The sequence below is a fragment of the Ralstonia flaminis genome (assembly GCF_958415495.1).
In the GTDB taxonomy this organism is placed as follows: domain Bacteria; phylum Pseudomonadota; class Gammaproteobacteria; order Burkholderiales; family Burkholderiaceae; genus Ralstonia; species Ralstonia flaminis.
Genome location: NZ_CATZLL010000001.1, coordinates 329558 through 341565, shown reverse-complemented (window position 1 = coordinate 341565; position 12008 = coordinate 329558). Strand labels below are relative to the sequence as shown.

Genomic DNA, 12008 nt, shown 5'->3' with positions numbered 1-12008 from the left:
GCGAATAAGCCGACACCATGCTCGACTACTACGCCAAACGTGCCCCCGAATACGAGCGCATCTATACGAAGCCTGAGCGGCAGGGCGATTTGGCGTGGTTGAAGGCGCGCGTGCGCGACGTGACCCGTGGCGCGCGGGTGTTGGACCTGGCCTGCGGCACCGGTTTCTGGACCGAGGCAATGGCGGATGCGCGCAGCATCGTCGGCGCGGATTACAACGACACAGTGCTGCGCATCGCACGTGGCAAGGGCATCGCCGGCGCGGCGTTCGTGCGGGCCGATAACGATGCGTTGCCGTTCGTACCTGGCACGTTCGACGTGATGACGGCGGGCTGCTGGTGGTCGCATGTGCCGCTGCAGCACTTGCGTCAGCATGTCGAGGGTCTGCATCGCGTGCTCGGGCCCGGCGTGCGCGTATTGTGGTTCGATAACCAGTATGTGTTCGGATCGAGCACGCCCGTTGCCTACAACGACGAACATGGCAACACGTGGCAGCGTCGCCCGCTGCGCGACGGCAGCGAACACGATGTGCTGAAGAATTTTCCGGACGACCGGACCCTGCTGGAGACAGTGGCCGGTATCGCCTCCGATGTGCGCATTAACCGGCTCCAGTATTATTGGACGCTTGAATACCTCACCAACTAGTTAGCGAGACACCCATGAAACAGATCACCGCCATCATCAAGCCCTTCAAACTGGACGAAGTGCGCGAGTCGCTCGCCGACGTGGGGGTGACTGGCCTGACCGTCACCGAAGTCAAGGGTTTCGGCCGCCAGAAGGGCCACACCGAGCTGTATCGCGGCGCTGAATACGTGGTCGACTTCCTGCCGAAGATCAAGATCGAGGTGGTCGTGGCCGACAGCCAGGTCGAGAACGTGATCGACACCATCGTGAAGGCTGCCAAGACGGGCAAGATCGGCGACGGCAAGATTTTCGTGATGCCGGTTGAGCAGGTGATCCGCATCCGCACTGGCGAGAAGGACGAAGCCGCTGTTTGAGCGAGGCTTCTGACCGGTGTGGCAGCGCCGGTCAGCGTTGATCAACGCGGTAAGGTGATGTTCCAGCGCAGCGTCACCAGCCGCCCGATCACGATCGCCAGCGTGGCGATCACCACGGACACGCTCGGCAGCAAGTCCGTGAACGTCAGCCCAACGTAGAGGAAGCACCCGAGAAACGCGCAGGTCGCGTACGGGTGGTTGTCCCGCAGCAGCATGGGCACTTCGTTGCAGACCACATCACGCAGCAGGCCACCAAAGGCTGCCGTGATCACGCCCATCATCACCGATACGAAGATCGGTACGCCCGCATCGAGCGCCAGTTGCGTGCCCAGCACGCCAAACAGGCCCATGCCGATGGCGTCTGCCACGATCAGCACGCGGTCGGACACCAACTGGCTCACCAGCCGGATCACCCTGTTGGCAAACAGGCTCATGATGAACAGCGCGAGCAGGTAGTGCTCGTGCTCGACCCAGTAGAAGGGCCGCCGATCGAGTAGCAGATCGCGCAGCGTGCCGCCGCCAAAGGCCGTCAGGAAGGCCACGATGAATGCACCCACAGCATCGAGCTGGCGCCGTTTCGCCTCGGCCAGCCCCGAGATGGCGAATGAGAAGACCGCGAGGATCTCCATCCAGTGCATCACCAACTGCAGGCGGCTCACGTGCATGGGCGTGTTGTTCTTGATGTGGGCAAGGCGGGGTGTTGGGTGTCAGGAGCTGTGTGGCTGGCGCAGCAGCACCAGTACCGCGCCTGCGCCACCGGCCGTGTTGCGTGGCTCGACAAAGGCGATCACTTCTTCCTTCTGCACCAGCCACGAGCGCACTTTGCTTTTGAGTACCGGTGTCTTGTCGGGCGAGCCCAGACCCTTGCCGTGGATCACGCGCACGCAGCGGATGCCGCGCTGCACGGCACGGCGCAGGAAAGCGGCCAGCGCCTCGCGGGCTTCTTCACGGCGCAGGCCATGCAGGTCGATCTGATCTTGCGTGGCCCATTCGCCGCGGCGCAGCTTCTTGAGCACGTCTTCGCCGATGCCGGGGCGGCGGAAGGAGAGTGTGTCGTCGGTTTCCAGCAGGTTGTCGACGTCGAATTCGTCCGACAGCGAGGCATCCAGTACGCGCTTGTCCTCTGCGCGCGAATGCACAGGGTCGGGCGCAGGCGGATTGCGCGGATGCTCAACGCGCTTGTTCTGGCGCAGTGCCGTCACCCCGCCGACGTTCGCGCGGAACACGTTGGCTTCTTCTTCTGCCTTGCGCGCGGCGGCTTCGGCGCGTTGGCGTTCGGCCTCGCGCGCCTCGGTTTCGTGCTTGAGCTGTTCGCGCAGCTTGCCCAGGTCGGTCAGGCTGAGCTTATTGGCGGGGGTGGGGGCGCGTTTCATGGCGACAGGCGAATCAGGGTGGAGCGTGCGTCGATTATACGAAGGCGCCGCACATGACAAAACGGCCGATGGAGTCCCATCGGCCGCGTTGTTTGAACCCGGGAAACCGGGGGCAGGGAGTTTATTCCTGACCTTCCAGGTAGCGTTGGGCGTCCAGTGCCGCCATGCAGCCCGTGCCGGCGCTGGTGATGGCTTGGCGGTAGATGTGATCCTGCACGTCGCCGGCAGCAAACACGCCCTGGATGTTGGTGGCAGTGGCGTTACCGGCCAGGCCGCTCTGCGTGCGGATGTAGCCGGTTTCGTTCATCTCCAGCTGACCCTTGAACAGATCGGTGTTCGGCTTGTGGCCGATGGCAATGAAGACGCCGGCCACCTTGAGCTCTTCGGTCTTGCCCTCGTTGTCGTTCGTGCCCTTCAGGCGGGCGCCGGTCACGCCCGAGTCGTCGCCCAGAATCTCGTCGAGGACCATGTTGGTCTTGATCTCGATCTTGCCTTTCTTCTCCTGCTCATGCAGGCGGTCGATCAGGATCGGCTCGGCGCGGAACTTATCGCGGCGGTGGATGAGCGTGACCTTGCTGGCGATATTGGCCAGGTACAGCGCTTCTTCCACGGCGGTGTTGCCGCCGCCCACCACGGCCACTTCCTGGCCCTTGTAGAAGAAACCGTCGCAGGTGGCGCAGGCAGACACGCCGCGACCGGCAAACTTCTCTTCCGACGGCAGGCCCAGGTATTGGGCCGAGGCGCCGGTGGAGATGATCAGCGCGTCGCACGTGTATTCACCCGAATCGCCAATCAGGCGGATCGGTTTTTCGTTCAGGTGCGCGGTGTGGATGTGGTCGAACACGATCTCGGTGTTGAAGCGCTCTGCGTGCTCCAGGAAGCGCTGCATCAGCTCGGGGCCTTGCAGGTGTTCGCGGTCGGCGGGCCAGTTTTCCACGTCAGTGGTGGTCATGAGCTGACCGCCCTGGGCCAGGCCGGTAACCAGCACCGGGTTCAGGTTGGCTCGGGCGGCGTAGATGGCTGCCGTGTAACCGGCGGGGCCGGAGCCGAGGATCAGCACTTTTGCGTGTTTTGCCATGATGCGTTCCGTAGTTGCGCGGCGCGTGGGGTGAAGCTTCCGCCGTGCAGGGTAGGTGAGGGTGATGGGCGACATTATAAAGTGGCACCCCCTCGTCCGCCCGGTTGTAAATTCCAATGGCAGTGATAGGGGCGCGTTACAATCCTTGGCATCGTATTTGTGCTGTCTCTAAGCCGCGCGGGCCTCGCCCAAGCGGCGCACCCGTCTCCCGCATGGCCCGAGCTTCCACCACTCCGACGACCCGTACCGATCCCGCCGCACTGCCGTCCCGCATTGGGCGGCTGCTAGGCGAGGTCCGCTGGTTCCTGTTGCTGGCGGTGACCATCGCCTTCCTGATCATCCTGCTTTCCTACAATCGGGCCGACCCCGGTTTCACCCACGCTAGCCAGGTCGACGAGATCCGCAATCTTGGCGGGCGCGTGGGGGCGTGGCTGGCAGACCTGCTGTTGTTTGTTTTTGGGGCCTCCGCCTATTGGTGGGCGTTGCTGCTGGTGCGCCGCGTCTGGCGGGGTTGGCGTGAGTTGATGTCGGACGAGCGCCTGCCGCGCACCGCGATGCCGCGCGTAGACGCTGGCGTCACTTGGATCGGTTTTGCGCTCATCCTGGCCTCCAGCATGGGGCTGGAAGCCATCCGCATGTATTCGTTGCATATGAAGCTGCCACGTGCGCCGGGCGGTGTGCTGGGCGACCTGATTGGCGGGGCGATGCAGCATTCGCTGGGTTTTACCGGTGGCACGCTGGCGTTGTTGTTTGCGTTTCTGGTCGGGTTGTCGCTGTTCTTCCATTTTTCGTGGCTGAACCTGGCTGAGCAGATCGGCGCGGGTGTTGAGATGCTGTTCGTCGGCTTCAAGACGCGCCGCGAGAGCAAGCAGGATCGTGCCATTGGCGAGGCCGCCAAGGTCGAACGTGAAGAGGTGGTTGAAACTCGCCGCGTGCGCATCGAAGAATCGCCGCCGGTGCAGATCGTGCGCCCGACCGCCGTGGTCAAGAGCGAGCGTGTGGAGCGGGAGAAGCAGCAGCCGCTGTTTGTCGACATTCACGATTCCGACCTGCCGCCGCTGGCGCTGCTCGATCCGATCCCGCCCGTGGTGGAAACCGTGAGCGCCGAGACGTTGGAATTCACCTCGCGCCTGATCGAGAAGAAGCTCAAGGATTTCGGCGTGGAAGTGCAGGTGGTGGCGGCCTATCCGGGCCCGGTCATTACGCGCTACGAGATCGAGCCCGCGACGGGTGTGAAGGGCAGCCAGATCGTCAACCTGGCGAAGGATCTGGCGCGTTCGCTGTCGTTGGTGTCCATCCGCGTGGTGGAGACGATTCCGGGCAAGAACTGCATGGGCCTGGAGTTGCCGAATCCGAAGCGCCAGGCCGTGCGCCTGTCGGAGATTCTCGGCTCGCAGGTCTACAACGAGAGCGCTTCGCAGCTCACGCTTGCACTGGGCAAGGACATCGCCGGCAAGCCGGTGGTGGCTGATCTGGCCAAGATGCCGCACTGCATGGTGGCCGGTACCACGGGCTCTGGTAAGTCGGTCGGCATCAACGCGATGATCCTGTCGCTGCTGTACAAGGCCAAGGCCGATTCGGTGCGCCTGATCCTGATCGACCCGAAGATGCTGGAGTTGAGCATCTACGAAGGCATTCCGCACCTGCTGTGCCCGGTCGTGACCGATATGCGCCAAGCCGGCCACGCACTGAACTGGGCCGTGGGCGAGATGGAGCGCCGCTACAAGCTCATGAGCAAGATGGGCGTGCGCAACCTGGCCGGCTTCAACAAGAAGATCGAGGAAGCCGCCGCGCGCGAAGAGAAGATTCCCAACCCGTTCAGCCTCACGCCTGATGCGCCGGAGCCGCTCGACAAGCTGCCGATGATCGTCATCGTCATCGACGAGCTGGCCGACCTGATGATGGTGGTCGGCAAGAAGGTCGAAGAGCTGATTGCGCGGATTGCGCAGAAGGCGCGTGCCGCGGGTATCCACCTGGTGCTGGCGACGCAGCGTCCTTCCGTGGATGTGATTACCGGCCTGATCAAGGCCAACGTGCCGACGCGCATCGCCTTCCAGGTCAGCAGCAAGATTGACTCGCGCACGATTCTCGACCAGCAGGGCGCCGAAGCGCTGCTGGGCATGGGCGACATGCTCTATCTGGCGCCCGGTACCGGCTTGCCGGTGCGTGTGCACGGCGCGTTCGTGTCAGACGAAGAGGTGCACCGCATCGTCGACAACCTCAAGGCGCAAGGCGAGCCGAACTACATCGAGGGCATTCTCGAGGGTGGCGTGGTTGACGGCGAGGGCGGCGGCGATGGTTTTGGCGGCGGCGCGGGCGTTGCAGGCGCTGGCGGCGAGGCCGACCCCCTGTACGACCAGGCGGTCGACGTGGTGCTCAAGAACCGTCGCGCATCGATCTCGCTGGTGCAGCGTCACCTGCGTATTGGCTACAACCGCGCTGCACGCCTGCTGGAAGATATGGAAAAGGCGGGGCTTGTCTCTGCCATGTCCGGCAACGGCAACCGCGAAATTCTGGCGCCCAACCGCAACGGCAACGTCGTCGAAGAGGAATGACGCTGTCGTTACATCGCGTTACCGCGCCAGCGGAATGTTCCGGCGCGGCCGGTTACTAACAACAAGATCAACTGCTTACCGGGATTCCTATGTTTGTGTTGAAAGCACGTCACCTGATGGCCGCTGGGTTGGTATCGCTGGCGGCGTGGTCAGCCGGCGCCTATGCGGGCGCGGTCGAGCAGCTCAACGCCTTCGTGAGCAACGTCACCACCGCGCGCGGAGAATTCGTGCAGCGCCAGGTCAAGGGCGGCACCAACGGCAATCCGCTGCGCCTGGCGGGCACCTCCAGCGGTGATTTCTCCTTCTCGCGCCCGGGCCGCTTCGTCTGGCGTTACGTGAAGCCGTATGAGCAGCAACTGTCGGCCGACGGCCAGACGCTCTACATCTACGACAAGGATCTGAGCCAGGTGACCGAGCGCAAGCTTGATGCGTCGCTCGGTTCCAGCCCGGCCGCCATCCTGTTCGGCAGCAATGACCTCGCCAAGAACTTCACGCTCAAGGAAGGCGGCACCAAGGACGGCATCGACTGGGTTGAACTCACGCCCAAGGCGAAGGACACCCAGTTCGAGCGCATCGCCATCGGCTTTCGTAGCGGCGAATTGCAAGGGATGGAGCTGCGCGACGCCTTCGGGAACACCACGCTGCTGACGTTCTCGAACATTCAGAAGAATCCGCAACTGCCGGCCAACGCGTTCCGCTTCGTGCTACCCAAGGGGGCAGACGTTATCAAGCAGTAACGCGTGCAGGCCGGTTTTCGACAAGGAGACCGACCATGCCTTTGCCGTTCACCACATCGCTGCAGCGTGCGGCCATCGTTGCAGCAGCGGCGGCGGTGTTTGCGGGATGTGCCTCGACAGGCGTATCCCGTTTCGATGTTGATTCGTTCCTGACCGCGCCCGACACCGTGCTGGCCGAGGCGTTGGTCAACAAGGATTTCCTGCGCGCAACGGAGCTATCGAACGCCGAGTGCAGTGCCCTGGTAAAGGGTCATGCCGGCCAAGTCGTGCCGATTCAAGCACCGGCTGATCCACGCATGCCGCAGGCATCGGCTCGCCAGCCGTTTGTGATCCAACCGCCGGGCAGCGAGAACGTCTGGTTGCTGCTGCGCGGGGCTGAAGGCATGCAGTCGTGCCATGGCCCGCTGCCAGCCAAGGAGTTCATGGGGCTGGTGCAGCGCGCATCGAACTGAGCGCGCAGCCAACCGCTCACGCATGGGCCGCCTTCATGTCGGCAATGAAGGCGGCCAGCAGGTCGTTGCGTCGTGCATCTCGGCGTACCACCATGTCGAACGGTACGTCGTAGCGCATCGCCGCCGGTGCAAGCGGGGCCAGCAGGCCCTGCGCCACATAGGGCGCTGCAAAGTGTTCGGGCAGATAGCCGAGGTGCCTGCCCGAGAGCACCAGCATCGCCACCGCTTCCATGTTGTCCGCCACCGCTGTCACTAGCCGCTCGGCCGGTGAGCCCGCTGCCTCCGGTAGCGGATAGCTGCGCCACGCCCATGCGTGGGTCAGGGCCTCTTCCGGTGACACGTTTCCGACGTTGCTGAACAGCGGGTGCCCCCGCCCCGCATACGCAAGCTGCGTCTCGTGAAAGACCGTGGTGTACTCCAGCGCCGGTACGCGATGCCAGAAATAGCCGATGGCCATGTGGATCTTGCCGTCGAGCAACAACCCTTCCAGCTCGCCCGGTGGCCGCACCGACACCGTGAAATGCACCGACTCATCCCGCTGGCGAAAGCGCTCGATGGCCTGGCTGATGCGCGCGTTGGCGTTGACGGGCGCGTGGCCGATCAGCCCCAGGTTGAGCGTGCCAACCAGCGTGCGCCCCACCTTGCGCGCCTCCGCGCTGAACGCGTCCAGCGCTGTCAGCAGCTTGCGTGCCGAATCCACAAACTGTTCGCCACGTGCGGTTAGCCGGAAGCCACTGCGTCCGCGCTCGCACAGCCGGTAGCCCAGGCGCGTCTCCAGCGTCGAGAGCTGCGTACTGATGGTCGATTGACCCACATTGAGCGTGGCCTGCGCAGGCGTCACGCCACCTGCATCCACCACGGCCAGGAAGACGCGGATCAGCCGCAGATCCAGATCAGAGGGTTGTCCCAACACTGTGATTGATACATCGATTGAGATCGATGTTTGGTTTTCGGATTTCGCATTCTACGCAGCAAAGCCATCGGCAAGAATGCGTGCTATCTCCACTGATCGCATCGCCGTAACGCGATGTGACGAATCGACTGCCATGAACGACCGCGCCGAATTTCTCCAGCCGATGTCCGGCAACGCCATGCCGCGCTTTGGCGGTATCGCCACCATGATGCGGCTGCCCGCCGCTGAATCGACCGCCGGGCTGGATGCCTGCTTCGTGGGTGTGCCGTTCGATCTGGGCACGTCCAACCGCAATGGCGCACGCCTCGGGCCTCGCCAGATCCGTGCGGAATCCGTACTCCTGCGCCCGTACAACATGGCCACGCGCGCCGCGCCGTTCGATTCGCTGCGCGTGGCGGACATTGGCGACGTGGCGACCAATCCGTACAACCTGCACGACTCCATCGGCCGTATCGAAGGTGCCTACCGCGAGATCATCGCCAGCGGTTGCCGCCCCATTGGCCTGGGCGGCGATCACACCGTCACGCTGCCGATCCTGCGCGCCATGCACGCCAAGTACGGTCGTATCGGCTTGATTCATGTGGACGCGCATGCCGACGTGAACGACACCATGTTCGGCGAGAAGATCGCGCACGGCACGCCGTTCCGCCGCGCGGTGGAAGAGGGTCTGCTCGATTGCAACCGTGTGGTGCAGATCGGTTTGCGTGGCACCGGTTACGAGGCAGAGGATTTTGACTGGTGCCGCCAGCAAGGTTTTCGCGTGGTGACGGCCGAAGTGTGCTGGCACCAGTCGCTCGTACCGCTCATGGAAGAAGTGCGCGCACGCGTGCAGGGCGGTCCGGTCTACATCAGCTTCGACATTGATGGCATTGACCCCGCCTATGCGCCCGGTACCGGCACGCCCGAGATCGGTGGGTTGACCGTGCCGCAGGCGCTGGAGATCGTGCGCGGCGCGCGCGGGCTCGACATCGTGGGCGCGGATCTTGTTGAAGTCTCGCCGCCGTACGACCCGTTTGGGACGACTGCGCTGTTGGGCGCCAACCTCGCGTTCGAGTTGCTGTGTGTGCTGCCGGGCGTCGAATATCGCGCCTGACGTATCGACCAGATAGCGCCCAGACCGGGTCCATAAAAACAACGAGGAGACACGATGACCACCCCCCAACCTGTTGCCCAGCCGCGCCGCGCCGCGATGGCGTCTTTCATCGGCACCACCATCGAGTGGTACGACTTCTACAGCTACGCCACCGCCGCGGCACTCGTCTTCGGGCCGCTGTTTTTTCCGGGCGAGAACCGTTTGCTGGGCCTGCTGGCTTCGTTCGGCTCGTTTGCCATCGGTTTTCTCGCACGGCCGATCGGCGGCATGTTGTTCGGCCGCATTGGTGATCGCCTTGGCCGCAAGCGCGCGCTTATGGGCACGCTCACGTTGATGGCGATTGCGACTGTGCTGATCGGCTGCTTGCCGACGTACGCGCAGGCTGGCTGGATCGCGCCGGTAGCGTTGGTGGCGCTGCGCGTGCTGCAGGGCATTGCCGTCGGCGGGGAGTGGGGCGGGGCAGTGCTGTTGGCGGGCGAGCATGCGCCCAAGGGGCGTCGCACGTTCTTTGCGTCGTTCGCGCAACTGGGCAGCGCGGGCGGGCTGATTCTCTCGATGCTGGCGTTCTCCGCCGTCAGCCGACTGGAGCCGGATGCCTTCATGGCGTGGGGCTGGCGGCTGCCATTTCTGGCCAGTGCTGTGCTGCTGGCGGTGGGTTTCGTGATCCGCATGTCGGTCAATGAGTCACCGGAGTTCGAGGCGATGCAGGCGGCCGGCGACGTCGCCAAGCAGCCGCTGGCCGAAGCCCTCAAGGCGTGGCCGCTGATTGTGCTGGCCATTGGCGCCAACGTGTACGGCATCGCGGGCGTGTACTTCAGCAACATCTTCATGATCTCGTACGCCACGCAATACTTGCAGCTGGATCGCGCGATGATTCTCGACTGCATGTTCTGGGTGGCGGTGCTGCAGTTCTTCGTGCAGCTGGGCGCTGCGTACCTGGCCGACCGCTTGGGTGCGCGCCGCATGCTGACGATGCTGGCGGCCTTTGCCATTGTTGTGCCGTTCATCATGCTGCCGTTGGTGCGCATGGGGCAGCCGGGTAGCGTGTTTGCGGGCGTTGCCATCGCCACGCTGGCTGAATCGGGCTACTACGCGATCATCGCGGGCTTTGTCACCGGAATGTTTGCGGCGCGCATCCGCTACACGGCAATCTCGCTGTCGTACCAAGTGTGCGGCGCATTTGCCGGTGGCCTCACGCCGCTGCTGGCAACCGTGCTGGCGGACCAGTTCTTTCCGCAGTGGTGGCCGATGGCGGTGTTCTATGCGGGGTTTGCGGCGCTGTCACTGGTATGTGTTGTTTGGATTGGCCGGCGCCAGCCGGCGGTCACTGAGTCGCCCCTGCGGGTGCGCGCTGCCTGAATCGGTAGGGCGGGTCCGGCTCCAGAGCGGTTTCTGCGACAATCCCTTGCATGAACGCTTCTGCTTCTCTCTTCCCGGACGCGCCCGCCCACATGCCGCTGGCCGAGCGCCTGCGCCCGCATTCCGCCGATGATGTGATCGGCCAGCAGCATTTGCTGGGGCCGGGCAAGCCGCTGCGCGTGGCATTTGCTTCCGGCGAACCGCATTCGATGATCCTCTGGGGCCCGCCAGGCGTGGGCAAGACCACGCTGGCACGGCTGATGGCTCACGCCTTTGATGCCGAGTTCATCGCACTGTCGGCCGTGCTGTCGGGTGTGAAAGACATCCGCGAAGCCGTCGAACGCGCCGAGCAGTTCCGCGCCAACGGCCGTCGCACGCTGGTGTTCGTCGATGAGGTCCATCGCTTCAACAAGAGCCAGCAGGATGCCTTCCTGCCGCACGTGGAAAGCGGGCTGTTTACCTTCATCGGCGCGACTACCGAGAACCCATCATTCGAGGTGAACGGCGCGTTGCTGTCGCGTGCCGCGGTGTATGTGCTCAAGAGCCTGTCGGATGATGAGCTCAAGCAGTTGGCTGAACGCGCGCGCCAAGAGCTAGGCGGCCTGGAGTGGACGCCCGCCGCACTCGACGCCATTGTTGCCTCCGCCGACGGCGATGGTCGTAAGCTGCTCAACAACGTCGAGATCGTCACGCGTGCCGCGCGCGCGCAGGCCGAAGGCGACATCGCCCCGGTGATCGACGAGGCGCTGCTGGCATCTGCACTGTCAGAAAACCTGCGCCGCTTCGACAAGGGTGGCGATGCCTTCTACGACCAGATCAGCGCGCTGCACAAATCCGTGCGTGGCTCCGATCCGGATGGGGCGCTGTACTGGTTTTGCCGCATGCTCGACGGCGGTGCCGACCCGCGCTACCTTGCCCGCCGCATCGTGCGCATGGCGTGGGAAGACATCGGCCTGGCCGACCCACGTGCCGGGCGCATTACGTTGGATGCGGCCGAGACGTATGAGCGCCTCGGCTCGCCGGAAGGGGAGTTGGCGCTGGCTCAAGCGGTGATTTACCTGGCTATCGCACCCAAGTCCAACGCCGGCTACAACGCCTACAACGCGGCGCGCGCGTTCGTCAGCCAGGACAAGTCGCGCACCGTACCCGTGCACCTGCGCAATGCCCCCACCAAGCTGATGAAAGAATTCGGCTACGGCCACGCCTACCGCTACGCCCACGACGAGCCCGAGGCCTACGCCGCCGGTGAAACCTACTTCCCCGATGATCTGCCCGCGCAAAACTGGTACGTGCCGACGCCGCGCGGCCTGGAAGGCAAGATCGGCGACAAGCTGCGGCACCTGCGCGAGCTGGATGCACAGTGGCATGCGGAGCAGGGCAAATCCTCCCGCAACAAGTAAGACCCGCTGGCCGGTGCGATAAAATCGGCTTTTTCGATCCTTCGGATCGTC

The 12008-nt window shown here is 64.0% G+C and carries 12 protein-coding genes; 8 read left to right on the top strand and 4 right to left on the bottom strand.

Features of this window, described 5'->3' with window-relative positions; all coding sequences use genetic code 11:
• Positions 1-17 precede the first annotated feature (17 nt).
• Positions 18-644, top strand: coding sequence for a class I SAM-dependent methyltransferase (locus tag R2N11_RS01590; protein WP_199031992.1), 627 nt, complete (start codon positions 18-20; stop codon positions 642-644).
• Positions 645-658: 14 nt separating this feature from the next.
• Positions 659-997 (top strand): P-II family nitrogen regulator, encoded by a 339-nt coding sequence (gene glnK, locus R2N11_RS01585; protein WP_045787417.1) that lies wholly within the window; start codon positions 659-661, stop codon positions 995-997.
• A gap of 41 nt (positions 998-1038) precedes the next feature.
• Here glnK and R2N11_RS01580 read toward each other — a convergent pair whose 3' ends face one another.
• From R2N11_RS01580 to trxB, 3 genes are all read right to left on the bottom strand, one after another.
• Complete coding sequence (locus R2N11_RS01580; RefSeq protein WP_316679876.1) at positions 1039-1662, bottom strand: trimeric intracellular cation channel family protein; 624 nt, start codon at positions 1660-1662, stop codon at positions 1039-1041.
• Between the two features lie 42 nt (positions 1663-1704).
• A complete protein-coding gene (locus R2N11_RS01575) occupies positions 1705-2370 on the bottom strand; it encodes a Smr/MutS family protein (RefSeq protein WP_316679875.1) in 666 nt (221 codons plus the stop codon).
• A gap of 121 nt (positions 2371-2491) precedes the next feature.
• Positions 2492-3448: a thioredoxin-disulfide reductase gene (trxB, locus tag R2N11_RS01570; RefSeq protein WP_199031995.1), complete on the bottom strand. Its 957-nt coding sequence runs from the start codon at positions 3446-3448 to the stop codon at positions 2492-2494.
• A gap of 212 nt (positions 3449-3660) precedes the next feature.
• Between trxB and R2N11_RS01565 the strand changes: the two genes are divergently transcribed.
• From R2N11_RS01565 to R2N11_RS01555, 3 genes are all read left to right on the top strand, one after another.
• Positions 3661-6003, top strand: coding sequence for a DNA translocase FtsK (locus tag R2N11_RS01565; RefSeq protein ID WP_199031996.1), 2343 nt, complete (start codon positions 3661-3663; stop codon positions 6001-6003).
• An 89-nt stretch (positions 6004-6092) separates the two neighbouring features.
• The gene (lolA, locus tag R2N11_RS01560; RefSeq protein WP_199031997.1) at positions 6093-6740 is read left to right on the top strand and encodes an outer membrane lipoprotein chaperone LolA; all 648 of its coding nucleotides are present in this window, start codon (positions 6093-6095) and stop codon (positions 6738-6740) included.
• A 35-nt stretch (positions 6741-6775) separates the two neighbouring features.
• Positions 6776-7192, top strand: coding sequence for a hypothetical protein (locus R2N11_RS01555; protein ID WP_199031586.1), 417 nt, complete (start codon positions 6776-6778; stop codon positions 7190-7192).
• A gap of 16 nt (positions 7193-7208) precedes the next feature.
• Here the strand turns inward: R2N11_RS01555 and R2N11_RS01550 are convergent, their stop codons facing one another.
• Positions 7209-8105, bottom strand: a complete 897-nt coding sequence (locus R2N11_RS01550) for a LysR family transcriptional regulator (RefSeq protein WP_316679874.1) — start codon at positions 8103-8105, stop codon at positions 7209-7211.
• A gap of 133 nt (positions 8106-8238) precedes the next feature.
• Between R2N11_RS01550 and speB the strand changes: the two genes are divergently transcribed.
• The 3 genes from speB (at position 8239) to R2N11_RS01535 (ending at position 11957) form a co-directional block, all read left to right on the top strand.
• A complete protein-coding gene (speB, locus tag R2N11_RS01545; RefSeq protein ID WP_316679873.1) occupies positions 8239-9198 on the top strand; it encodes an agmatinase in 960 nt (319 codons plus the stop codon).
• Positions 9199-9252: 54 nt separating this feature from the next.
• On the top strand, positions 9253-10557 hold the full coding sequence (locus R2N11_RS01540) for an MFS transporter (protein WP_316679872.1): 1305 nt from the start codon (positions 9253-9255) through the stop codon (positions 10555-10557).
• A gap of 92 nt (positions 10558-10649) precedes the next feature.
• Positions 10650-11957, top strand: a complete 1308-nt coding sequence (locus R2N11_RS01535; RefSeq protein ID WP_316680026.1) for a replication-associated recombination protein A — start codon at positions 10650-10652, stop codon at positions 11955-11957.
• Positions 11958-12008 lie beyond the last annotated feature (51 nt).